Below are 23993 nucleotides of genomic sequence, written 5' to 3' on the forward strand. Positions count from 1 at the left end.
ACCCTGTAATCAATTCTGTTCAAGAAGGAGTGCTTTTTAAATGACGACATTAACAACAACTTATACGTTAGCAAACGGCGTTCAAATCCCCGTGCTCGGCTTTGGAACTTGGCAAACACCAGATGGCGACACAGCTATTAAATCAGTTAAGGCAGCACTTGAAGCGGGTTACCGCCACATCGATACTGCCCAAGCTTACCAAAACGAAGCCAGCGTCGGCACTGCCATCCAAGAAAGTGGTGTGGCACGCCAGGACCTCTTTTTAACAACTAAAATTTGGAACGCTAATCACAGCTACGATTTAACAATGCAATCTTTCGAAGAATCACTTCAAAAATTGCAAACCGACTATGTCGATTTATTATTGATTCACTGGCCTAACCCAATTGATTTCCGTGATAACTGGGAAACAGCCAATGCTGAAACTTGGCGGGCAATGGAAGAACTCTACAATGCTGGCAAAGCCAAGGCAATTGGTGTCAGCAACTTCCGTGCACACCACTTAGAAGCCTTGAAAAAGACCGCTAAGGTGCAACCAATGGTGAACCAAATCTTCTTAGCACCTGGTGAATTGGAAGCTGAAACGGTGCAATACTCACGCGATAACGGTATGTTATTAGAAGCTTACAGCCCTCTTGGCACTGGTAAAATCTTTGATGTGCCAGAAATGAAGACCCTCGCTGCTAAGTACCAACGCTCAATCCCACAAATTGCACTGCGCTGGTCATTGCAACACGGTTTCTTACCATTACCAAAATCAGTTCACGCCAACTACATTCAAGAAAATACGCAACTATTTGACTTCGAATTAACACCTGAAGATATGCAAACTATCGATCAACTCGACGGTGTTGTTGGTAAAGCCAAAGATCCTGATACAGCAACATTCTAAAGATACTCTCTCTAAAGAGCAGCCGCGTGAATTGACACGTCGTTTGCTCTTTTTATATGAACAGCCTTTAATTAAAAAATGTCGTTTACAAAATTTAGTTTACCTCCACCATTAATTATGGTATTTTCATTATGATATATCAGAAAATCAGACTTATGACCGGCGTTATTTACCGTTGAACGTTCGAAAATGGTAAGATAGCATTAATGATTTAAGAAATGGGGAATTATATTGTCAAGTGGTCAGATATTTACCAATCTGTTCGTCATGCTCGTTACCTTCTTTCTAGCAGCTTTTTTCGTTGCTGCAGAATTCGCACTCGTTCAAACACGTCCAAGTGCCTTAGAAGATGCGATTCATTCCGGAAATGGTAGTCCTAAAAAATTAAAACTCGCCCTTAAGATGACTCAAAATCTCAATGAGTATCTTTCAACCACGCAAGTTGGGGTCAGTGTTGCGGGGATTATCTTAGGGTGGATTGGTGAATCAACTGTCGAAACAGTGTTAGTTGACTTATTAGGCTTGACGCATCTTGTCTCTGAGAGCGGCCTGCACATTATCGGCGCAGTGGCCGGTGTTTTAGTCCTAACCTATTTAGAAGTTGTCTTCACTGAAATTGTACCGAAGAATATCAGTATCGATATCCCAATGCAGATGTTGATGGCTGTAGCTAAGCCACTTCATTACTGTCACATCATTTTCTACCCATTTGTCTGGTTACTAAATGTTTCCGCAAACGGCGTTGTTAAACTGATCGGTTTTGCACCTGCTGACGAAAGTAGCGATGTTTTATCACAAGCTGAAATCATCAGCCTTTCTAAAAATGCCGTAACCGGTGGTGAATTGGATCGTAACGATTTAGTTTACATGCAACGGGCCTTTGATTTTAACGATCGAATTGCCAAAGACGTGATGGTCGATCGGACTAGTTTATACGTCGTCGATATTACGGATACCGTCAAAGACGTTGTTAAGGATTATCTCCAACAAGGATTTAGTCGCTTCCCAGTGGTCGCTGAAAATGATAAAGATAAAATTCTCGGTTACGTCTACGCCTACGACTTGGTGCGCCAAGCACAAGTCGATGATTCAATCCGCGTTAGCAAATTACTTCGCTCAATCATCTCTGTTCCCGAAACAACACCAATCCATAGTTTATTAACGCAAATGATTAATAAACAAACACCGATTGTAGTCGTTGTTGACGAATACGGTGGGACGAGTGGGATTGTCACCGATAAAGATATTTACGAAGAATTATTCGGGACTGTCAAAGATGAAATCGATGACGTTTCGGATGAATATATCATCAAAGAAGATGACAATCGTTATCGCGTTAGCGGTAAAACAACGCTTTACGATTTTGAACGCTTCTTCAAGGCAGATATTGAAGCCTTTGAAGCATCAGATAGCGTAACCGTTGCCGGTTATGTCTTGGAAAACTTCGCTAACTTACATCAAGATTCCGTTGTTTCAATTGACCGCTTCGATTTAACGGTCGCTGAATTTAACCGTGGTTACATTGATTGGTTTGAAGTTTCCGTCAATCCACAACGTGCAGATACAACACTTTAAAAGTCAAAAAAGGCGTCGACATAATTGTCGATGCCTTTTTAATCGCTTTAAATTAGATAATCGCGGCTCCAAATAATGCCCATCACCTTTTCACCAGTGTGAACCCCAACAACTGGTCCGATATGACTGGTTTCAATTGGCATCCCTGGGAATTTGGTCGTCAGCGTCTCAACCCACTGCGCACTTTCTTCTGGGTTATTCCCGTCGATCACGCACGCGCGAATCGGATAATCAGCAGCGGCCACGGCTGCTTCAAAATCCGTTAACACTTTTTGAAAGGCTCGTTTTTTCGTCCGTTCCTTGGTCAACGCAACAATTTTGCCAGCTGTATCGAAACTTAAAATTGGTTTGATCCGTAATAAGTTGCCGACAAAGGCGGCCCCGTTAGAAATCCGCCCGGTCCGCATCAGATGGCTCAAATCATCGACGACGAAGTAAACACCGATTGTCTCCCGCAAAGCAGCCAATTTAGGCATGATGGTTTCAGCGTCTTCGCCTTGGGCCACTAGCCGCGCTGCTTCTAATGCTAGGAAAGCTTCGCCAGCACTCGTAACTTTCGAATCAAATGGATAAACTCTAATACCTTCGACTTGGCGAGCATAAGCTTGCAGGTTATTGATAAAACTTGTAATCCCACTCGATAAATGAATACAAATGACTTCATCGAAACCATCTTCGATCAGTTGGTCAAAAACCATCTGCATTTGCCCCATTGTAATTTGGGACGTAGTTGGTAATTTATCGGTGGTGCGCATTTTTTCGTAAAATTCAGTGGTTGAAATTTCAATATTTTCTAAATAAGTTTGTTGACCAAAAATCACCGTGATCGGTACAACGATGATTTGATTGGCTTGCGCAACCTGAGGATCAAGGTAAGCGGCGCTATCTGTTACAATTGCCGTTTTCATGTAAGACTCCTTTGTAACACTATTTCTTGCCATTATCCCACCTTAATCCTGAAATAACAAGCAAGCAAAAAGCAGTGTCGCCTTTGGACACTGCTTTTTAAAATAGTCCCTATTCTGTTATTTTTTCATGATCAAAAACGATAATTGGCACCCGATTATCAACGACACCGCTGTTATTAACTAAGGTTAATACTTGGCGTTTTTCATCTAAATCGAGGACCTCGTGACCGTCAAAATAGTCGGCCGTATATGCCTTATAGTGAATAGGGCCCATTTCCGAGTCAAACGTTTCTGTATAGCTCTTTAGATCCGCATCATTTGGTACAATTAATAAACGAAAATCAGTATCTAATGAACAAAAACCAACCTTTGAGAAGGGGCCGACACCGTCATTTAAGTCGAGTAATAATGCTTGATCAGTCGTCATCTGTTTTTGAATCTTCTCTTGAGCTGCTGCTGTTATTTTTAATACCATATTAATCATCCCTTTCATACGTTTAGCTTACCACCATTTAGATTTTACACAATTTATATGCTCACAGTGAGTGTGCTACAATAGTTATAGTACTTATCTATCCAGGAGGCGTTTCGATGCTTTTTTATCGTTATTCTTATTTCATCAATCAAAATGATTTCGAGTTCTATTTCAAAATATTACTCTCACTGCTCGTTGGGAGTTTAATTCTCATTTTCTTTGTCCAATACCTACGTCACCGGTCCGATTCAAAATATCGGGACCTCTTGATTATCTTCGTCTTAGTCGGCGTTTTGCTCGGTGGTATTCAGTATACAAGAGTGGAACAGCTCAATACTGCGCACTCACAACAAGCACAAATGACGCAGTTCATGAAGAGCATTGCTCAGGCACAGAAAGTACCGGTCAAATCGGTTTCCGTTAATGCCACTTCGCTTCAACAAAATATGGTCGTCAAAATTCATCAGCACTACTATCAAGTGGTTTTCGACAATAATTTTACCAGTTACCAACTAAAAAAAGCACAAGTCATCAACCCTAAAATAACCTACCAACAATAAGGAGTCAGCCACATGCCATCTTATTTAGATATCACAATTAAACTTATTCTCGGCTTTTTCTGCCTCGTTTTACAAATTAACCTCTCTGGTAAGGGTAACTTAGCCCCTTCCAGTGGGATCGATCAACTTCAAAATTACGTCCTCGGCGGGATTGTCGGCGGTATGATTTATAACGCCGATATCTCGTTTATCCAATTTTTCCTCGTGCTCTTAATCTGGACGCTAATTGTCTTCACCATGAAATTCCTAACCACACATAATCAACGAATTAAACGTTGGGTGATCGGCGTTCCCCAAACGATTATCACTAATGGCCACATCGATGCCCAAACAGCTGCCAAAAACAGCTTGTCAGCCTAAGATCTCGCTTTTAAACTCAGAATTGCCGGGATTAGCGATATTCGGACCGTTCAACGAGCAATTCTAGAACAAAACGGCCAACTGACGATTACCCAAAAAGGCGACGCAACAATCAAATACCCACTGATTATGGATGGGCAAATCAACGTCGATGCATTAAGTTTAATCGACAAAGATGAAGACTGGTTACTCGCTGATATCGCCCAACAAGGGTACGAACTACAACAGATCTACATGGCCAATTATCTCGACCACTAAATTGTCATCACGGCTTATTAAATAAAAAAAGGTGCGGGAACGAAAGTCACTTTCGTCCTCACACCTTTTTTTGGTTAACGAACCTTCTGGAAAATCTTCGCTAGAATCCACAAAACAACCCCGCAAACCAATGTGATCAGGCTGATTTGCCAAGCGTAATCCAAGACGCTTGTGGCGTAGTCAATAATGACAGTATTGAATTCACCAGCACGTTGGGCAACTTCTTCAATTAAGCCACTGAATTTGGCCGTTTCAGTCCCTAAGAGGAGGAATAAGCCACTCCAAGCAAGTGCTGCGCCCAAACTCCCGAATAGGTAGCGGAACTTCCCACTGACTGCATATTGGACGATTAATAAGACGATCCCCATGATAATCGCAATCCACATCCCTATGTTAACGACACTTGTCATGATGGCCAATTCAGAAACCATTGGTGCCAAATAAGGCGTTTGAATTTGATCATTTAAATAAGTCTTCAATGGTGGTTGAACAGCCGCCACCGCCGTTTTGACTAAAGCTTGTTCAATGGGGTTGCTGGGAATCGCCGCTGTTAAATTCCCAGCCATTTGTTCAACCATTTGATCACTATCTAATGGCCGATCTTTGAACGCATAGATGTTCTTAACGGTCTTAGTCATATCCGTTTTAACGTCTGCAGTTGAGAGCAATTGGACTTGAACCGATTGCGGTAAGCCATTTTTTTGCGCCGCATCTAATAAGACTGTATTGAATTCGTTTGTCACGAGTTTCAAGGTCTTCGGCTGATTAAGTTGTTCTTGGGTGAATGATTCTTTTAAGACTGTTTGATTTAAAATGATGCCGCCAATCCCGAAGAAGGCACAGCAAAAAATTAAAAAAGTCAGAAAACGGCTGAGACCCTTATTCGGTCTTGTCGTCTTTGGCGTTTGATCAAGTCGACTCATATTTGTCATCGTATTTTTCCTTTCGATTTCACAGTTATCCTTAAATTTTAAGACTAGGCATATCAATTATTAAATGCTACAGTGAGTATATAGTATCGTTCACAGGAGGCACTTCAATGATCACTAATCTATCCATTTTATATATTTCACTAGCTGGTAATACCCGTTCTTTTGTTTCCGATTTACAAGACTATGCGCAACAACAACATACCACTAACCCGGCTTTGCCTACTATTTCATTAACTGAGATTTCAGATGCAACCCCCTTTAAGGATGAAACAGAACCCTTTTACGCTTTTGTGCCCACATACTTAGATGGCGGCAATGGTATCGATAACGGCGTCAAAGAATTGATGACCAACAGCTTAGGCGAATATATCGCTTATGGGCATAATGCTGATTTATGTTACGGCGTGATTGGCAGTGGCAATCGTAATTTCAACGAACAATATTGCTTAACTGCTAAACGCTATGCCGAACAGTTTAACGTCCCCTTCATCGCGGATTACGAACTCCGCGGTAGCTCACGTGATGTTGGCCGAATCTACATGTTATTAGTCGCTAATGCGCAAAAACACGCTTAGAGCTTCAAATTAGCGGGTAACGTCGTAATTAAATCAGTCGGTTGGGTCACAATTTGGACCGCACCGGCTTTTTTCAGTTCGGCGATACTCCCGAAACCATAACTGACACCAACAGCCGCCATTTCATTTTGTTTGGCACCAAGGATATCATTTTGACGATCGCCGACCATCAAGAGTGGTTCGGTCTTCGTTAATAAACCAAGTTCTGCCAACGCATAAGTGATAACATCCGCTTTTTTAACCCGCGTTGTTTCATCAACACTTGCACCGTAGACACCGCTAAAGTAAGGCGTTAACTCTAAGTGGTCGATAATCTTCTTGGCAAAAGGTTCAGGTTTAGACGTTGCAATCGCCAATTGTAAATCTTGTGCTTGTAAGGCTGCCAATGTTTCGTGCATGCCTGGATAAAGTTCATTTTCATATAAGCCTTTAGGCGCATAATATTCTTGGAATGTTTTAATCGCCTGTTGCGTCGCTGCTTCATCTAAACCAAAGACTCTCATGATTGTTTCGTTAAGTGGTGGGCCAATAAAACTAATTAATTGGGCCGTCGTTTGCGTTGGCAAGGCCAATTCTTCAATCATGTACTCTAAGGCATTGATAATGCCCTTTTGTGAGTCGGCAATCGTACCATCTAAATCAAATAAAACTGTTCCTTTTGTCATCGATTCTCATCCTCAATCCCTTTGAATATACTTTATTTTAGCATACTATTTTTACCTTAAACTTTCCTTATTCTTTTTTTCATAAATCTATAAAGTGCGCTTCACAGAATCTTCACATTTCCCCATTATAGTTATGAGTATAGAAAAGCGATACTTTTCTATACTCATACTACTTAACTTTTTCATTTTACTCCTCCAAAGTAAAATACCGGTGAAGCGTGGCTTCACCGCACAGATTATCCCCCCAAAATAATCTGTAAAACCCTTACTCCTTTTTAGATCTTCGGATCTGCAAAAAGTCGGTCCCCCCAAGACCGACTTTTTGTTTGCATAAAAATAGCTAGCGATTAAACCGACATCGGCCAATCGCTAGCTATTTTTTATTTCAGATGGGCCTGCATAAATGTGACGGTGTCCAGTTGGGCCTCGTCAGATACTTTATGTTGACCATTATTTTCAGTCGTCAATGTAACTTGTTTTGTTGCCGGTGTTTCATCTTCAGTAATCTGCGTGATGAAATCAGCAGTAAATTGGTAGGGCACCATTGGATCAGCGGTCCCGTGATAAAAATGGAGTGGGCGACCCGCTAAGCGCTCAGCATTTAATGCCAAATCATATTCTGCTAAATCTGCGAGTGTCGTTTCAATTTGATTTTGGTACCGTTCTTGAATCGATTGTGGTAATTGACTGGTTTGCCATTTGGCAAAAGCAACCGGCATTGGTGAGCCAATCTTATCAACACCGACTTTAACGTTGGGATAACGAGCTAAAATAGCATCCGTTGTAATCCCACCCATTGATGTCCCAGTAACACCAATCCGTTCTGGGTCAACTAAGGCTTCCGCTTGTAATGCAGCGACTAATGGGCCAAATTCATCGACTGATTGCATCACAATCTGCCAGAATTCAAACATTAATTCTGAAAACATTTGGCTACCGTGACGTTTACCATGATACTTAGCATCCGGTAAAACAACCCGAAAACCTGCTTTAGCGAGAAAGTTAGCCAACATCAATTCAGATTCCTTCCGATGCGTCCAACCGTGATAGACAAATACCGTTGGTAACAAGATTTGTTCTTGCCCACCCGGCGTCACAATTAACGTGCTGACGGCGCCAAATTGGCGTTCTTCGATACTAATCATTCATCTGTCTCCCTCTTTTTAATTTCCCGGGCAATACTACCCGAAGAAAGTGCCGGTAATCTTATAACGACGCTTGATATAGATGCGGACTACGATTAATAATGCCGCAATCACGATTTGAATCCATGCTGGTAAGACTGGGTTCATGAAACCTGGAATTAAGATTGTCACACCATACGCGGCGACAAAGGCCAAGGTTAAACCGACAACGATTAACGCCATCTTCCAGAATGGTGGGCGTTGTTCCTTAGGCATTTGTGTATAGCGCATTGGATAAGTCATGATAACGCCGGCCATCGCAGCTGTAATCACGATTGAGGTAATCCCAATCATTGCATTTGAATTCTTGCTTGAAAATTGCGCTGCAATCCCGTTGAAAGCTAAATACATAATCAAGAAAATCAAAGCATTATCCAGCATTTGTAATTGTAAACTCGTTTTAACGGGTGCTTTTGGCGCATGTAACAATTGATTAATCTTCGTGCTGACTGGCCCGTAAATTTGCGTTGCGGGTTGTCCTTTGTGTTGTGCTTCAAGCATTTCGGGTAACATTTCAGCAAGCATTTCAGCTTGTTTTTCGTCTGAAACATCTTCTTCTTTTAAAGCACGCTTGAATTTAAATAAATAGTCCGCGTTTTTCTTACTTAATTGTTTACTGAGCGCGTCAACATCCACTTGCTCTGTTTCTACTGCTGGTTCTGTCTTAGCCAATTGTTCTCCTCCTCAAATTAAACGTTGAATCTGAATTCGATAATGTCGCCGTCTTCGACCATGTATTCTTTACCTTCAAGACGTAAACGACCAGCTTCTTTAACAGCTTGCATTGAACCGTATTGGTCAAGATCAGCAAATGAGACTGTTTCTGCCCGGATGAAGCCTCGTTCGAAATCGGAATGAATCACACCGGCAGTTTGTGGGGCTTTCATGCCTTGACGGAAAGTCCAAGCACGGGTTTCCTTGCCACCAGCGGTAAAGAAGGTTGCAAGCCCTAATAGGTGGTATGAAGCACGGATTAATTTATCCAAACCTGATTCAGTAACGCCTTCTGCTTCTAAGAATTCAGCTTTATCAGCGTCATCTAATGAGGCAATTTCTTCTTCAGTTCTTGCTGAAATCGCAATTACTTCTGCGCCTTCTTTAGCTGCAAAATCTTGAATTTGTTTAACGTAATCAACGCTATCAGGATCGCCCATTGCATCTTCAGCGATGTTGGCAACGTATAAGACTGGTTTTGAGGTTAATAGGAAGAACCCTTTAACCATCTTAGCTTCGTCTTCGTTAAATTCGATTGAACGAACTGAGCCACCTTCTTCAAGAACGGGTTTGATTTTCTTTAAAACTTCGAATTCAGCCAAAGCTTCCTTGTCCTTAGTGCGGGCAATCTTTTCAACACGCGCATAACGCTTTGTGACGCTTTCTAAGTCGGCTAAGCTAAGTTCTAGGTTAATTGTATCGATATCGTCTAACGGATCAACAGTCCCCGTTACAGACGTGATATTATCATCGTCAAAAGCACGAACAACATGCACGATAGCGTCCACTTGGCGAATGTTTTCCAAGAATTTATTCCCTAAACCTTCACCCTTGCTAGCGCCCTTAACAATCCCGGCGATATCGGTAAATTCAAAAGTCGTTGGGACAATCTTCTTAGCGGGAATGATTTCTTGAATCCGGTCTAAACGTTTGTCAGGCACTTCAACCATCCCAACGTTAGGATCGATAGTCGCAAATGGGTAGTTCGCCATTTCGGCTCCGGCCTTAGTAATGGCGTTAAATAAAGTTGATTTTCCGACGTTGGGTAACCCAACAATTCCTGCAGTTAATGACATAGTTTTTTACACTTTCCTTTACGTTAAAAATTAGTTTGATTGGGACCTTTTGACAACAATTGATAATGTGGTTCCGTTGTTGTATCAACATCGGCAGCTGCAACCAACACTTTCTTTTGCTTCTTTTCAAATTCCCGGCGGGGTAATAAGACCGCGTGTCCGCAGCCCATACATTTAATTCGAATATCCATTCCTAAGCGGACCACTTCGAAACGATTGGCGCCACAGGCATGTTGTTTTTTCATCTGAACGAGATCGCCTAATGCATACATTACAAATGTCTCCTTAATCTAATCAATATTGACATCTAGTAAAGCCAAGATTCGGTTTAAATCCTCTACCGTGCCGTAATCAATTTCGATTTTACCCCGGCCCTTACTGTTCATCGCAATATTAACCTTGGTATCGAATTTATCGACTAATTGGTTTTCACTCGCTTGAATGTAAGGTGATTTAATCTTAGTCTTAGCAACTTTAGCCGCTTTGGTTTGATTCATTTGGTTGACGAGTTGTTCTAATTGACGCACCGTTAGGCTTTCGGCAATCGTCCGCTTGGCGAGGGCGCTAATTTGACTCTTTTTCTTCAATGATAAAAGCGTCCGTGCTTGTCCCATTGAGAGTTGGCCTTCTTGCAACAATTGCTTAACGTCTGCTGGTAAGCCCAACAGGCGTAAGTAGTTGGCAATGTAAGGGCGACTCTTGCCTAAGCGTTCTGACACTTCAGCTTGCGTTAAGTTTAACTTCTTCAAAAGGGTGTCGTAGGCTTGCGCTTCTTCTAGCGGTGTTAAATCTTCCCGTTGAAGGTTTTCTAAGACTGCAATTTCCATCATCGCTTCTTCATCGAATTGACGGGTAATCGCTGGAATCGTAGTTTTGCCAGCTAATTTAGAAGCACGGAAACGACGTTCGCCAGCGATTAATTCGTAACCATTAATGCTTTTACGCACAATAATCGGTTGGAAAACGCCTGATTTTTTAATGGAAGCAGCAAGTTCCGCTAGTGCCGCTTCATCAAACGTTTTACGTGGTTGATAAGGATTAGGACGAATATCCTCGAGGGCAAGCTCTTCAACGAGTTCATCCGCACGATTCTTATTTGGTCCCTCAAATGCTGAAAAAACAGCTTCGAGTCCTCGACCGAGTCCTTTACCATTTTTATTGACCATTAGCTGCTAACACCTCCTTGGCTAATTCTTGATAAACTTCAGCCCCACGAGATTTAGGATCGTAATCAATGATTGAAACCCCATGACTGGGTGCTTCCGCTAATCGTGTGTTGCGTGGAATAATTGTATCGTAAACGCGATCGCCAAAGTACTTGCGCACTTCTTCAATCACTTGGGCCCCTAGGTTTGTCCGGGCATCGTACATCGTTAATAAGACCCCTTCAATTGCAAGGTTCGGATTAAAATGCTTCTGCACCAAACGGACCGTATTTAATAATTGATTCAAGCCTTCTAGCGCATAATATTCACTTTGGACTGGAATCAAAATTGAATTGCTAGCTGTAAAGGCGTTGATTGATAGTTGTCCTAATGAAGGTGGACAGTCAATCAAGACGTAATCGTAGTCGTTTAAAACGGCTTCTAAACCAAGTTTTAAACGCATTTCACGGGCCATTTGGGCCGTTAGTTCAATTTCTGCACCGGCTAATTGAATCGTTGCCGGCACAATATCAACGTGCTGATGATTTGTTTTCAAAATTGCTTCTTTAATTGGAATTTCATCGACTAAAACATCATAAATATCTTTTTCAACTTGTGATTTTTGAATCCCGATACCGCTCGTTGCGTTACCTTGTGCATCAGAATCAATGATTAACACTCGGTTACCCGCATCTGCTAAACAAACCGCTAAATTAATGGTCGTTGTTGTTTTACCAACCCCACCTTTTTGGTTTGCAATTGAAATAACATGCGCCATAATGTGCCTCCCTATTTCTTAGGAATTTCGATTGTGATCCGATAAACGTCTTTTTGATCGTCTTCGACTGCTGAAACTGGAATCCCACTTTGTTCAATCAATTCGATTGATTTTTTGATGGTATTAACGGCCACTTTCGTGTCAGCTGTCGTCATTTCTTTCTTAGGCGCCTTCTTCTTGCCAGCCTTTTTAGGTGTTTCTGTTGATTCTTCAATGGTTGCTGGTTCTTCTTCAACATCCGCCACTTCTTCTTCAACGGCTGGTTCTGGGTTAATAATTGAAGCGACTAGGGCTTCTGTATCCTTAACCGTTAATTGTTCCGCTAGGATTTGGTGTAAGACCATTTGTTGATTGAATTCATCTAATTTCAACAAACTCCGGCCATGACGTTCTGAAATTTCATGATTCATGATGGCTTCTTGAACTGGTTGTGAGAGTTTCAATAGTCGTAATTTATTAGCGACAAATGATTGGCTCTTACCCATTTTTTCAGCCAAGCTAGCTTGTGTAAAACCGTTTAACTTCATGAGGTTTTGGTAAGCATCTGCTTCTTCAACTGCCGTTAATTCTTCCCGTTGGAGGTTTTCAATCAAGGCCATTGAAGCTGTTTCATGATCATCCATCTTTTGGACGATTGCTGGTAATTCAGCCCATTTCAAGGTTTGAATGGCTCTAAAACGCCGTTCACCAGCGATGATTTCAAACTTTTGATCTTCATATTCTCTTAAAACAATTGGTTGTAATAAACCATGTTGTTCGATGGTGCTTGCCAATTCACCAATGTGATCGGCATTAAAAACCTTCCGTGGTTGGAAACGGTTCGGTACGATCGCAGCAACTGGTACCATTACCACCTGATTAACACTTGAACTTGTTTCTTCTTTTTTCTTACCAAAAAATGAAATTGCCATTATTTCTCCTCCTTAGCCATTAATGGTTTTTTAACCGGCACACCCGCGCGCCGTGGATATTTATCTGGGGTTGATTGAACCTTATCGATAATTACTAAATGTCTGGGATCGTTAGTTTCGGGTAAGTTAAACGCGATATCTTCTTTTAACTGACCACCTAACGTCTCAATTGCAAAAGCGGCTTCCGCTAATTCAGTGTCACTTTGACTCGCCTTTAAAGCAACGAACTGCCCACCCACTTTAACAGCGGGTAAACAGAATTCCGCTAAAACGTTCATTGGGGCGACCGCACGAGCTGTCACCATATCAAATTGTTCGCGATATGGGCGCTTAACTTGGCTGAATAATTCAGCCCGATCATGCACGAGTGTCACATCAGTTAACCCTAATTCGGCTACTAATTCTTCTAGGAAGTGAATCCGTTTATTTAATGAATCAACAATCGTCACCTTTAATTGAGGGAACAAGATTTTCATCGGTAATGATGGGAACCCGGCACCGGCACCGATATCACAAATATTGAGGGGCATCGTTCTCAATGATTCCAAGTATAAGGTTGGTGCGACCGAATCAAAAAAGTGTTTTAAATAAACGGCTTCTTTTTCTGTAATCGCCGTTAAATTAACGTTTTGATTGGTAGCCACTAACCGTTCGAAATAAATCTCAAACTGGTCTAATTGTTTTTGTGAAACATCAATTTGATGTTCTTTCAATGTCGCGACAAATGTCTTTGGTGTCATTGCTTCTCCTCTTATTACTAGCTTAATTGTATGCTGAATCTGTGGAACATTTATTGTTTCACGTATACAATTTAGTTTAACGTAAGTAAGTCTAAAAAACAAGGGACGGCCATCAATCGATTCCGTTTCATGTGGAACAAATTTTTTCCGAATATTAGGAACATTTTACAGTGTTATTCGTTTTAACATTCAGTAAGTAAGCAGTTTTATCAGAATGTGGCGACTACCCTATCATTTAAAGGCGAACTATCGCTAGTTTATGCGATTATTATATTCGTTTTTTAGTCATATTCTAATTGAAGTCGCCCAAAGCGTGTGCTAAACTGGATATTAAATAAATTTTAACCTATAGATATGGAGGGACACCTGTGGCAGATTTCCAGTCCGACTCAGCACGTACTATTGAACCAGCTCCAAAGCTTTCTCATATTAAAGCGGCCATTTTAGGCCTGCAACATCTTCTAGCAATGTATTCTGGTGACGTCCTGATTCCATTATTAGTCGGCGCAGCACTTCACTTTAACGCCGCACAGATGACTTACCTTGTCTCTGTCGATATTTTCATGTGTGGGATCGCCACGTTACTCCAATTGAAACGAACACCTTTAACCGGGATTGCTTTACCCGTCGTCTTGGGCTGTGCGGTCGAATACGTCGGTCCACTAACTGCTATCGGGACTAACAGTCAATTAGGGATTGACGTCATGTACGGTAGTATTATCGGCGCTGGGGTCTTCATCCTCTTAATTTCTGGTGTGGTTGCCCGCTTACGCTGGTTATTCCCACCAATCGTTACTGGTTCATTAATTACTTTAATCGGCTTCACTTTAATTCCCGTTGCCTTCCAAAATCTTGGTGGTGGCGATATTACTGCTAAGTCATTTGGGAGCGTCCCAAACTTAATCGCTGGTTTTTCAACGATTGTTCTGATTTTAATTTTTAGTATTTGGGGCCGCGGCTTCATTCAACAAATTGCAATTTTAATCGGCATTATCGGTGGGACATTAGTCGGCGCTGCTGTCGGATTGGTTTCACTTGATCCAGTTGGCCAAGCTAGCTGGTTTAAACTACCAGAACTCTTCTACTTCGGTACACCACGGTTTGAATGGACGTCAATCGCATCTATGTCATTGGCAGCCTTAACCACGATGATTGAATCAATCGGTGTTTTCTTCGCACTTGGCGAAATCGTCGGTCGTAATATCACAAGTAATGACTTAAAACGCGGCTTCCGCGCTGAAGGATTAGCCGCAATCTTAGGTGGCTTGTTCAATACCTTCCCTTATTCAACCTTCTCTCAAAACGTTGGGATTGTGCAATTATCAGGCATCAAAACAAAGAAACCTGTTTACTATTCAGCTTTCTTCCTCATCTTCTTGGGTCTCTTACCTAAGATTGGTGCGGTTGCCACGATTATTCCAACCTCAGTTTTAGGGGGCGCAATGGTCGTCATGTTTGGGATTGTTGGGATTCAAGGGATTAAAATGCTCCACAAGGTTGATCTTGAAGACAACCGTAACCTCTTAGTCGCAACCCTTTCAATCGGTATGGGCCTTGGGATTGCCATTCACCCAACCTTACTACAAGCTTTACCAGCTAGTGTCCAAACCATTCTTGGTAACGGCTTAGTTGTCGGCAGTTTAACAGCGGTGATCTTAAACCTCCTTGTTAACTACCGCTCGTTAATTGAAGCAAAACATCAACAATAAGCATATAAAAAGCGTCAGACAAATTAATTTTTGTCTGACGCTTTTTTCGTACTATCTAAAATGTGTTCTGTACCCCATATACTGAGGGTTACGACGCACTCTTGATCTAAACGTGCTTTTTCAGGCATATTGTTGCGGTTAACTACGTCCCGCAAACAATCGACTGCGTCGCTTATTCACGGTACTAGGTTAAGCCTTCACAATATAAACACCTGAAACGCACTCTTTATTTAAACGTGCTTTTTGAAACTGACTTTTGCGCTTAGCGTCACTTGTCAAACAACTGCCTACAGTAGTTATTCACCGAGCTGTGCTAATGCTCAAAGTCAAACCGTCTCAAACGCACTCTTTTAGTATTCACCTTGCGAATACGATATTGACGAGAACTTATTATAGGTTTTAACGAATAACAGCTTTACCGTGCCCCGTGCGCCGGCCCGGTTTTTTTCGATAATTACTTCGACCTCACCGACATCCGCATTTTCCGGATCTGGTGCTGGTTGGCTGCCACCATCCTCGCCGTCTTCACCTGGTTCATCACGATAATAATCATCACGATACAAGAAAGCCACGATATCGGCATCTTGTTCGATTGATCCTGATTCACGAATATCAGATAATACTGGTCGTTTATCCTGACGTTGTTCCACGCCACGAGAAAGTTGTGATAAGGCAATTACGGGAACCCGTAATTCCTTCGCTAACTTTTTCAATTGCCGAGAGATTGCTGAAACTTCTTGTTGCCGGTTTTCTTGACCGGAACCTTCAATCAATTGCAAGTAATCGACCACGATTAGGCCAATACCATCTTTTTCCTTCGCTAAACGCCGACATTTAGCCCGAATTTCAGCCATTTTCACGCCGGGTGTATCATCGATATAAATATTGGCTTTCGACAAACTGCCCATCGCAATAATCAGATTTTGCCATTCTGATTCTTCTAATTGACCGGTTCTTAAATGGTTGGCATCAATACTGCCTTCTGCACACAACATCCGGTTAACCAGTTGTTCGGCACCCATTTCCAAACTAAAAATAGCGACGTTTTCGTTGGTCATTTTGCCGATATTTTGTGCGATATTCAAGACAAAGGCGGTCTTCCCAACCCCAGGACGAGCCGCTAAGATAATCAATTCATCTTCATGCAACCCAGCCGTGATCTTATCGAGGTCTGGATAGCCCGTTGAAAGACCGGTAATACTTTCTTCTTCTTGATAGAGCTTATCGATATGTTCAATCGACGTGGTTAGGACGTCTGAAATTGATTTGAAGCCGGCTTTATTTTGCTGTTCAGAAACCGCCATGATCTCTTGTTCAGCCGTATCCAAAATATCCGTCACGTCTTCATCTTGCGCGTAACCCTTGGCGACAATATTTTGTGCCGTTTGAATTAAGCGTCTAAGCATCGCTTTTTCAGAGACAATCTTCGCGTAATAAACTACGTTGGCTGCGGTTGGTACTGCATCGGCTAATTCAGCCAAATAGCCAATCCCACCAATATCTTCCAATTGATTGCGGGCATCAAGTTCACTCTTGATCGTCACCGCATCAATGCCTTCGCCCCGTTCATTTAGTTCAACCATCGTTTCGAAGATTAGGCGGTGCGCCTTACGATAGAAATCATCGGCAGTCACGTATTCCATCGCTTCAACTAATGCGTCGCTATTAATGAAAACAGCGCCTAAAACCGCCTGTTCCGCTTCATTATTCTGCGGTGGCGTATGTTCGATTAGTTCATTATTCACCATTTTATCTCCTTTTGGCTTGTTTGCGTTATTGCATCTAGTTTACTTAAATTTCTCTCCAGATACAACCTGTCACCATAATAAAAGACCGTGACTTTGATTGCAATCACGGTCTTTTGGATAATTAAAAAATTTATTCTGCGACGATGTGCACCCGGATTGTCGCTGTTACATCTGGGTGAATCCGGACGTCAACATTGCGATAACCAAGCGCTTTGATTGGTTCTGGTAAATCAATTTTACGTTTATCAACTTTGATTTTGTATTGTTGTTCTAAGGCTTGTGCGATTTGTTTGCTTGGAATTGAACCGAATAAACGGCTGTCTTCGCCAGCTTTAGACTTCACTTCAACAATTGTTTTATCGTCTTCAATCTTCGTCTTTAAAACCTTAGCTTCTGCTAATTCGGCAGCGGCATTCTTAGCTTCAGCGTGTTGTTGGCCTTTTAAAGCACTGACAGCGGCTGTTGTGGCTGGTTTAGCCTTACCGTTTTTAATTAAGAAGTTTTGTGCGTAACCATCTGGCACGTCTTTCACTTGGCCCTTTTTACCTTTACCGCGTACGTCTTCTAAAAAAATAACTTTCATTACGTTTACCACCTTTTTAATTAATCGTTAGTTGCGTTTTCTTCCGCTTCTTCTGGATCAAATAATTCGGCCAGAACGGCTAATAACTTAGCTTTGGCTTCTGAAACCGTCGCATCCTTCAATTGGGTTGCCGCATTGGATAAGTGACCACCGCCACCCAGTTTTTCCATAATCACTTGAACATTGACGTCCCCTAAACTGCGTGCCGAGATGGCAATCATGCCGTCTGGGCGTTTCACAATAACGAAGGCCGCTTCAATGCCGGATAACGACAAGAGCGTATCAGCTGCTTGAGCTGCAATGACGGGATCATAACTGCGATTGTCTTCCCCCATACATAATGCCATATTGTCCTCAACCATTTCAATGGTTTCAATCAAATGATTCTTTTGAATATAATTATCGACGTTTTCTTTTAACAGATGTTGGACCATTGATGCGTCCGCTCCGACAGACCGCAAATAACTAGCGGCATCAAACGTCCGCGTCCCGGTCCGCATTGAAAACGACTGCGTATCAACCGTAATCCCGGCTAACATCGTGGTTGCTTCAAACTTGTTAATGTTGGCCACGTTTTGTGGTTGGTATTCAAACATTTCAGTCACTAACTCACACGTTGAAGAGGCGTAGGGTTCGATATAAACCAACATTGGGTTTTCTGGGAACTCTTCCCCCCGACGATGGTGATCAAGCACAATTGTCCGTTGCGCCAATTTCTCATACAATTTAGGCGCCATCGTAATCGATGGTTTGGAATGATCAACCATTACTAATAAACTGTTAGCCGTTGCCTTTTCCACTGCTTCTTCAGGGGAAAGGACTTCGACTGCAATTTCCGGATAACCCTTAACCTCTTCCAACAAACGTTGAATATCGGTATGAATATTATTTTGATCAACCACGACATAACATTTCTTGCCGTTCATTTCAGCAATCCGTCGAATCCCAAAGGACGCACCGAGCGCATCCATATCAGGTCGAATATGCCCCATGACAAAAATTGAATCGACCTGCTTGAAAACTTCCTGTAAGGCTTGCGAAATCATGCGCGCACGCACTCGAGTCCGTTTTTCCATCGGGTTCGTTTTACCACCGTAGAACCGGGCTTGACCATCGTTAGCCTTAACGACCACCTGATCACCACCACGGCCAAGAGCTAAATCTAAATTACTCTGAGAAGTCGTCGCTAAAACGGCTAAATCAGATTCCCCATAGGCAAAGCCAACACTCAAGGTTAACGGGAAGTTTTGTTTTGAAGTTTCTTCACGAATCTCATCGAGAATCTTAAACTTCTCTTTTTCAGCCGCGTGGAGCGACTTGGCGTAGGCGAGGACGAAGAAATGATCATCATCAACCCGTTTTAAGAACATTTGGAACTGATTAGCCCACCGAGAGAGCTCGTTAGTGACGTAGTTATTCAGATTAGAAATAGCTTGATCATCCATTGTTTGGGTGATTTCGTCATAATTATCTAAAAAGACTTGGCCGATTGCAACCTGTTCGTCTTCATAACGATCTTCAATAGCCGCATACCGCGTGATATCGAGAAGGTAAACCACCCCGATACTTTCTTGAATGATAATCTGGAATTGATTATCGCCCCAGTGAACGAGCTTAGTTTCGTTGGAATCTTCATTTTGGACGACTAATTCGGCCAATTCCGGATCGACTTCTTTAATCGTTTTTCCAAGGACTTCCTTATTCCCCAAGTATTGTTGTAAATAAGGATTGGTCCATTGAATTTCGCCTTTTTCATTGTAGAGCAAAATTCCGATTGGCATCTTGATTAAGGCCTCTTGTTCGCCCCGTTTAATCCGGTAGGACAAATCCGAAACATACTTGGCAGTATTTTCCGTGACCGTCTCAATCGCGTACAAGACGGTGATTAAGGTCCCAATTAAGAGCACGAACAAAATCAAAGCGATGAGCCAATTTAACATCGCTGCAAAGATCAGGCTGACGGCGGTCAACCCTAATAAGACTAGGGCCACCATCCGCAAGCGCGCATCATCTAAAAACTGCGGTAATTTTAATTGCTTAATTTTATTTTTCATGTAAACTCCTTAACTCTAAAGAAACAAGTATTTTAGGCAGCACATCTTGATTTGAACAACTTGGTTCTTTACTAAATCTTAAAGAATCATACTTTATTCTAGCACAAATACCAATTAAAAACCGCTCTCAGCCCGCAATTTAATCCCATGTTCGCCTCTTGGAAACTAAAAAAGTCACCAACCAAGTGAACTTGGTTGATGACTCTAAAATTAATTTTTAGTCTTCTGTAACGAATGGTAATAAGCCCATGATCCGTGCGCGTTTGATTGCAATTGTCAAACGACGTTGGTTCTTAGCACTTGTACCAGATACCCGACGAGGTAAAATCTTACCACGTTCTGAGATAAAACGTTTCAATAAATCAGTGTCTTTGTAGTCGATATATTCGATGTGGTTAGCAGCGATGAAATCAACCTTACGACGACGACGGTTGCCGCCTCTTCTTTGTTGAGCCATTGAAAGTTCCTCCTTCCAAAACAGTTTATTTTAGAAAGGTAAGTCATCATCCGAAATATCAATCGCTTGACCATTATTTGCAAATGGATCGGCTTGAGTGTTATTTGCGGCTGGTGCGTTACCCGTTTGTTGAGGGCTGGTAAATCCAGATTGTTGGCTACCATTGCTTTGATTACTATTAAAGTTCTGACTTGCGCCATCACCTTGCCGTTGCTCTGTTGTTGTCCGTGATTCTAACAATGAGAAATTATCGACAACCACTTCAGTCACGTAGACACGTTGACCTTGTTGATTTTCATAATTTCTAGTTTGTAGACGGCCATCAACCCCTACTAATGAGCCCTTTTTAGTAAAGTTAGCGAAATTTTCCGCTGATTTACGCCAAATGACACAATTAATAAAGTCTGCTTCACGATCGCCGTTAGCGTTCGTGAATTGACGGTTAACTGCCATTGAGAAAGTCCCAACTGCAGCACCACTAGAAGTGTAACGTAAGTCAACATCGCGTGTTAGCCGACCAACGAGTACAACTCGATTAATCATTCTGTCAGCTCCCCTCTATTCAATATTACAATTCAAAATTAGTCTTCGCGTTTAACGATCATATGACGTAAAATTGCGCCATCAATCTTAGCTAGACGATCAAATTCGTTTAAAGCTTCATCATTATCAGCTAAAACATTTACGATATGGTAAATGCCTTCGTGTTGATTGTTGATTTCATAAGCTAAACGACGTTTTGACCAGTCTTTTGAATCAACCACTTCAGCACCGTTGTCTTTTAAGATGCCGTCGAAACGGTTGACAAGGGCTGTTTTACTTTCTTCATCAAGTGTTGTTGAGATGATATAAGTAACTTCGTATTTTGATTGAGCCATGACTGTTCACCTCCTTATGGACTTTAGGTTCTTACCTGTGTAAGAACAAGGAGTAACTGACTAATATTACTATTAGCCTCACGATTTAGACCCTGTGCCTAAATCACAGATACTCACAAGATAAAAGTCTATCATAAATAGCACGTAAATACAAACTTAAAAAAATCGTTTTTGCTAACACGCTTGTTAATCCTTACAAGTGTAATTACGCAAAAACGATTTTTATTTTTTTAAATTAGTCGTTATTTGGTTCGTTTTGATTCTCTTCAGCACGGGCTAATAAATCATCAACTTGTGCTAAGCCAGTGTCCGTTACATTTTCAGTTGGCACTGTTGGTTCAGTCGTTGCATTTTGTGTTTCAGGTTCATCTGGTTCAGCTTCGACTTTGGCCATTGTTGCCACCTTCGCTTCGTCATCCACACGAATCAAGCGCACACCAAGTGTTGCCCGACCGGTTTGTGACACGTTAGCCACCTTGAAACGAATCAAGACGCCGGTATCAGTAATCAAGAGAATGTCTTCTTCACCAGTTACTGCTGCAATCCCGGCTAATGGGCCATTCTTTTCAGTGATATTGGCAGTCTTAATCCCTTTACCACCACGACCCTTGATTGGGTAATCGCTAACGGCTGTTCGTTTCCCGTAACCTTTTTCAGAAATCACTAAGATTTCTTGGCCCGGAATCAACAAGTCAGAACCAACAACGTAGTCGCCTTCGCGTAGACGAATCCCACGAACGCCGGCTGCTGTCCGACCCATTGAACGAACGGCTGTTTCACTGAAGGAAACGGCGTAACCATTATGCGTCCCGATAAAGATGTTTTGTTGACCATCAGTCATTAAGACGTTACTCAACTCATCATCTTCATGCAAGGTCAATGCTTTCAGACCGTTGCTCCGGATATTGGCAAATTCGCCAACGGCCGTTCGTTTAACCGTCCCTAAGCGGGTAATGAAGAACAAGGCTTGTTCAGGCTTGACTTCCTTACCGATATTGACCACAGTTTGAACGCGTTCATCCGAATTAATCCCTAAGAGATTAATAATTGGAATCCCCTTGGCTGTTCGACCGTATTCTGGAATTTCATACCCTTTAGCACGGTAAACTTTCCCAGTATTCGTAAAGAAGAGGAGCACTTCATGCGTTGAAGTTGAGATTAAGTGTTCGATGAAATCATCATCGTGAACACCCATCCCTTGAATCCCACGGCCGCCACGATTTTGAACTTTAAATTCACTCGCTGGCAAGCGTTTGATGTAGCCGTTATGCGTCAAGGCAATCACTACATCTTCTTCTTCGATTAGGTCTTCATCTTCGATACTGAGGACTTCGCCGACCAATAATTCAGTCCGACGTTTGTCGCCAAATTTACTTTGAATTTCTAACAATTCATCATAAATAATTTTCTTAATCCGTTCTGGTTTGGCTAAGATATCTTTCAAATCAGTGATCAACGCCATCAAATTATTGTATTCATTTTCAACTTTGTCACGTTCCAAACCGGTTAAACGAACGAGTCGCATATCCAAAATAGCTTGGGCTTGTTTGTCAGATAAGTCATAACGTTCCATCAACAAGACTTTAGCGGTATCGCCAGTCTTTGAACTCCGGATGATTTGAATAATAGCATCGATATGATCCAATGCAATTCGCAAACCGGCCAAGATATGGGCTCTTGCTTCGGCTTTCTTCAAATCAAATTCAGTCCGACGACGAATCACTTCTTCTTGATGCACTAAGTAGTGTTCAAGAATTGATTTTAAGCTTAAGACTTTTGGGGCACCGTTAACGATGGCCACCATGTTGAATGAGAATGAGGTTTGTAATGGTGTGAGTTTGTAGAGATTATTTAAAATCACTGAAGCACTCATATCACGGCGAACATCAATCACAATCCGCATCCCGTCGCGATCAGATTCATCGTTTAAATCGGTGATTCCTTCAAGACGCTTGTCCCGTGCTAATTCGGCAATTCTTTCGACCAATTTTGCTTTGTTGACCATGTAAGGAATTTCAGTCACGATAATCCGTTCGCGACCGTTTTTCTTAACTTCAACATCGACTTTGGCCCGCAACGTAATCGTCCCTTTACCGGATTCATACGCATGACGAATGCCAGATTTACCCATTACTAACCCACCAGTTGGGAAGTCAGGTCCTGGTAAAGCATCCATCAAATCGGCGGTTGTTGCATCAGGATTATCCATCAAAATATGGATGGCACTGATCACTTCAGCCAAATTATGCGGTGGAATATTGGTCGTCATCCCGACCGCAATCCCGGTTGCCCCATTGACTAACAAGTTCGGGAAGCGCGCTGGTAAAACAGCGGGTTCGCGTTCTGATTCATCGTAGTTAGGCACATAATCGATTGTATTTTTGTTGATATCGCGTAACATTTCAACAGCCATTTTACTCATCCGGGCTTCGGTATAACGCATCGCAGCCGCGCCATCACCATCGACAGACCCAAAGTTCCCATGACCATCAACTAACATGTAACGATAACTAAATTCTTGTGCCATCCGCACCATTGCTTCATAAATCGCTGAATCACCATGTGGATGGTACTTCCCCATAACGTCCCCAACGATTCTGGCGGACTTCTTATAAGGTTTTTCAGGGGTAACCCCTAATTCACTCATCCCGTATAAAATACGGCGTTGTACGGGCTTTAAACCATCACGAACGTCTGGTAAAGCACGGGCAACAATGACACTCATTGCGTATTCAAGGAATGATTTACGCATTGTTTTAGATAAATTGACGTTTTCAATCCGACCATCTTGGCCATTTTCGTTTGCCATTAATCTA

General features: G+C 42.1%; 24 protein-coding genes and 1 pseudogene. 6 read left to right on the top strand and 19 right to left on the bottom strand.

What is annotated here, in order from left to right:
• Positions 1-40 precede the first annotated feature (40 nt).
• Positions 41-892: an aldo/keto reductase gene (locus NDN60_RS04005; RefSeq protein ID WP_099947571.1), complete on the top strand. Its 852-nt coding sequence runs from the start codon at positions 41-43 to the stop codon at positions 890-892.
• Positions 893-1123: 231 nt separating this feature from the next.
• A complete protein-coding gene (locus NDN60_RS04010) occupies positions 1124-2467 on the top strand; it encodes a hemolysin family protein (protein WP_011373745.1) in 1344 nt (447 codons plus the stop codon).
• 47 nt (positions 2468-2514) lie between these two features.
• On the opposite strand, the gene NDN60_RS04015 is transcribed toward NDN60_RS04010, so the two are convergent.
• Both NDN60_RS04015 and NDN60_RS04020 read right to left on the bottom strand, forming a co-directional pair.
• On the bottom strand, positions 2515-3375 hold the full coding sequence (locus NDN60_RS04015) for a DegV family protein (RefSeq protein WP_056946758.1): 861 nt from the start codon (positions 3373-3375) through the stop codon (positions 2515-2517).
• 109 nt (positions 3376-3484) lie between these two features.
• Positions 3485-3850, bottom strand: a complete 366-nt coding sequence (locus NDN60_RS04020) for an iron-sulfur cluster biosynthesis family protein (RefSeq protein WP_011373743.1) — start codon at positions 3848-3850, stop codon at positions 3485-3487.
• A gap of 116 nt (positions 3851-3966) precedes the next feature.
• On the opposite strand from NDN60_RS04020, the gene NDN60_RS04025 reads away from it, so the two are divergent.
• On the top strand, positions 3967-4410 hold the full coding sequence (locus NDN60_RS04025; protein WP_011373742.1) for a DUF3290 domain-containing protein: 444 nt from the start codon (positions 3967-3969) through the stop codon (positions 4408-4410).
• Between the two features lie 12 nt (positions 4411-4422).
• A pseudogene (locus NDN60_RS04030) lies at positions 4423-5028 on the top strand (DUF421 domain-containing protein).
• A 74-nt stretch (positions 5029-5102) separates the two neighbouring features.
• Here the strand turns inward: NDN60_RS04030 and NDN60_RS04035 are convergent.
• Positions 5103-5960, bottom strand: a complete 858-nt coding sequence (locus NDN60_RS04035; RefSeq protein ID WP_099947570.1) for a hypothetical protein — start codon at positions 5958-5960, stop codon at positions 5103-5105.
• Between the two features lie 107 nt (positions 5961-6067).
• Between NDN60_RS04035 and nrdI the strand changes: the two genes are divergently transcribed.
• Entirely contained in the window at positions 6068-6535 is a 468-nt protein-coding gene (gene nrdI / locus NDN60_RS04040; RefSeq protein ID WP_172952577.1) for a class Ib ribonucleoside-diphosphate reductase assembly flavoprotein NrdI, read from the top strand.
• Here nrdI and NDN60_RS04045 read toward each other — a convergent pair.
• From NDN60_RS04045 to rsmG, 9 genes are all read right to left on the bottom strand, one after another.
• Positions 6532-7200, bottom strand: a complete 669-nt coding sequence (locus NDN60_RS04045) for an HAD hydrolase-like protein (RefSeq protein ID WP_056946767.1) — start codon at positions 7198-7200, stop codon at positions 6532-6534. The genes nrdI and NDN60_RS04045 overlap by 4 nt on opposite strands.
• 380 nt (positions 7201-7580) lie before the next feature.
• On the bottom strand, positions 7581-8345 hold the full coding sequence (locus NDN60_RS04050) for a prolyl oligopeptidase family serine peptidase (protein ID WP_099947569.1): 765 nt from the start codon (positions 8343-8345) through the stop codon (positions 7581-7583).
• Positions 8346-8381: 36 nt separating this feature from the next.
• Positions 8382-9056 (bottom strand): DUF1129 domain-containing protein, encoded by a 675-nt coding sequence (locus NDN60_RS04055; RefSeq protein WP_056946775.1) that lies wholly within the window; start codon positions 9054-9056, stop codon positions 8382-8384.
• A gap of 17 nt (positions 9057-9073) precedes the next feature.
• Positions 9074-10174, bottom strand: coding sequence for a redox-regulated ATPase YchF (ychF, locus tag NDN60_RS04060; protein ID WP_011373736.1), 1101 nt, complete (start codon positions 10172-10174; stop codon positions 9074-9076).
• A gap of 23 nt (positions 10175-10197) precedes the next feature.
• On the bottom strand, positions 10198-10446 hold the full coding sequence (locus NDN60_RS04065) for a DUF951 domain-containing protein (protein ID WP_099947568.1): 249 nt from the start codon (positions 10444-10446) through the stop codon (positions 10198-10200).
• 18 nt (positions 10447-10464) lie between these two features.
• Entirely contained in the window at positions 10465-11340 is an 876-nt protein-coding gene (locus tag NDN60_RS04070) for a ParB/RepB/Spo0J family partition protein (RefSeq protein WP_011373734.1), read from the bottom strand.
• Positions 11330-12097 (bottom strand): ParA family protein, encoded by a 768-nt coding sequence (locus tag NDN60_RS04075; RefSeq protein ID WP_099947567.1) that lies wholly within the window; start codon positions 12095-12097, stop codon positions 11330-11332. The genes NDN60_RS04070 and NDN60_RS04075 overlap by 11 nt, the downstream gene beginning before the upstream one ends.
• Before the next feature lie 11 nt (positions 12098-12108).
• Positions 12109-13008 carry a nucleoid occlusion protein gene (noc, locus tag NDN60_RS04080; protein ID WP_076647658.1) on the bottom strand — a complete coding sequence of 300 codons (900 nt, stop codon included), beginning with the start codon at positions 13006-13008 and terminating at the stop codon, positions 12109-12111.
• On the bottom strand, positions 13008-13748 hold the full coding sequence (gene rsmG, locus NDN60_RS04085) for a 16S rRNA (guanine(527)-N(7))-methyltransferase RsmG (RefSeq protein WP_011373731.1): 741 nt from the start codon (positions 13746-13748) through the stop codon (positions 13008-13010). Before rsmG ends, noc begins: the two co-directional genes overlap by 1 nt.
• 368 nt (positions 13749-14116) lie before the next feature.
• Between rsmG and NDN60_RS04090 the strand changes: the two genes are divergently transcribed.
• Positions 14117-15457 (top strand): nucleobase:cation symporter-2 family protein, encoded by a 1341-nt coding sequence (locus NDN60_RS04090; protein WP_011373730.1) that lies wholly within the window; start codon positions 14117-14119, stop codon positions 15455-15457.
• Positions 15458-15807: 350 nt separating this feature from the next.
• Here NDN60_RS04090 and dnaB read toward each other — a convergent pair whose 3' ends face one another.
• The 7 genes from dnaB to gyrA all read right to left on the bottom strand — a co-directional run bounded on the left by dnaB (position 15808) and on the right by gyrA (position 23986).
• Complete coding sequence (gene dnaB / locus NDN60_RS04095; RefSeq protein WP_016264316.1) at positions 15808-17205, bottom strand: replicative DNA helicase; 1398 nt, start codon at positions 17203-17205, stop codon at positions 15808-15810.
• Positions 17206-17335: 130 nt separating this feature from the next.
• Positions 17336-17788, bottom strand: coding sequence for a 50S ribosomal protein L9 (rplI, locus tag NDN60_RS04100; protein WP_011373728.1), 453 nt, complete (start codon positions 17786-17788; stop codon positions 17336-17338).
• 20 nt (positions 17789-17808) lie between these two features.
• The gene (locus NDN60_RS04105) at positions 17809-19842 is read right to left on the bottom strand and encodes a DHH family phosphoesterase (protein ID WP_016264315.1); all 2034 of its coding nucleotides are present in this window, start codon (positions 19840-19842) and stop codon (positions 17809-17811) included.
• A 217-nt stretch (positions 19843-20059) separates the two neighbouring features.
• A complete protein-coding gene (gene rpsR / locus NDN60_RS04110) occupies positions 20060-20299 on the bottom strand; it encodes a 30S ribosomal protein S18 (protein WP_004265822.1) in 240 nt (79 codons plus the stop codon).
• A 30-nt stretch (positions 20300-20329) separates the two neighbouring features.
• A complete protein-coding gene (ssb, locus tag NDN60_RS04115) occupies positions 20330-20842 on the bottom strand; it encodes a single-stranded DNA-binding protein (protein WP_011373726.1) in 513 nt (170 codons plus the stop codon).
• A 38-nt stretch (positions 20843-20880) separates the two neighbouring features.
• The gene (rpsF, locus tag NDN60_RS04120) at positions 20881-21177 is read right to left on the bottom strand and encodes a 30S ribosomal protein S6 (protein ID WP_011373725.1); all 297 of its coding nucleotides are present in this window, start codon (positions 21175-21177) and stop codon (positions 20881-20883) included.
• Between the two features lie 235 nt (positions 21178-21412).
• Entirely contained in the window at positions 21413-23986 is a 2574-nt protein-coding gene (gene gyrA, locus NDN60_RS04125; RefSeq protein ID WP_076645812.1) for a DNA gyrase subunit A, read from the bottom strand.
• Positions 23987-23993 lie beyond the last annotated feature (7 nt).

This window comes from Latilactobacillus sp., assembly GCF_033176295.1.
Lineage (GTDB): Bacteria > Bacillota > Bacilli > Lactobacillales > Lactobacillaceae > Latilactobacillus > Latilactobacillus sakei.